The sequence below is a fragment of the Microvirga sp. 2YAF29 genome (assembly GCF_052114605.1).
Lineage (GTDB): Bacteria > Pseudomonadota > Alphaproteobacteria > Rhizobiales > Beijerinckiaceae > Microvirga.
The window spans coordinates 1-397 of sequence record NZ_JBFRFB010000054.1 but is presented as its reverse complement, the minus strand read 5'-3'; the positions used below and the strand labels follow the sequence as shown (position 1 = coordinate 397).

General features: G+C 63.7%; 1 protein-coding gene and 1 pseudogene. Both read right to left on the bottom strand.

The window, feature by feature from the left end; genetic code table 11:
• Nucleotides 1-227, bottom strand: a pseudogene (locus tag AB4Y85_RS19480) (methylmalonyl-CoA mutase); the annotation flags it as partial.
• Nucleotides 227-397, bottom strand: a 171-nt coding sequence (locus AB4Y85_RS19475) for an acetyl-CoA carboxylase biotin carboxyl carrier protein subunit (protein WP_441986554.1), incomplete at its 5' end; no start/stop codon positions are given. The pseudogene AB4Y85_RS19480 and the gene AB4Y85_RS19475, both read right to left, overlap by 1 nt.

Below are 397 nucleotides of genomic sequence, written 5' to 3'. Positions count from 1 at the left end.
TCGACCCGCTGCGACACGCGCCAGCGGCCCGGCTCCTCCCGCGCGATCAGGCCGGCGCCTTCCGCCTTGGGATAAAGCGGCTGAAGCGCGATGCCGTCATGGGTGCGCCCGACGAGTTTCTTCGAGAAGTCCGCGCCCTTGAGCACGCCTTCGACGAGCTTGAGCCATTGCTCGCGCGTGGCGGCAGGAAAATCGGCGGCAAGAGACAGATCGTCGACCGCTGCCATCAGGAAAATTCCATGATGGGGGCATCGACTGCGAGGCTATCGCCTTCTTTGGCGTGAATTTTGGCAATCGTGCCGTCGCGCTCGGCGCGCAGCACGTTTTCCATCTTCATCGCCTCGACGATGCAAAGCGGCTCGCCCACCTTGACCTCTTGGCCCTGGGACACGCTGAT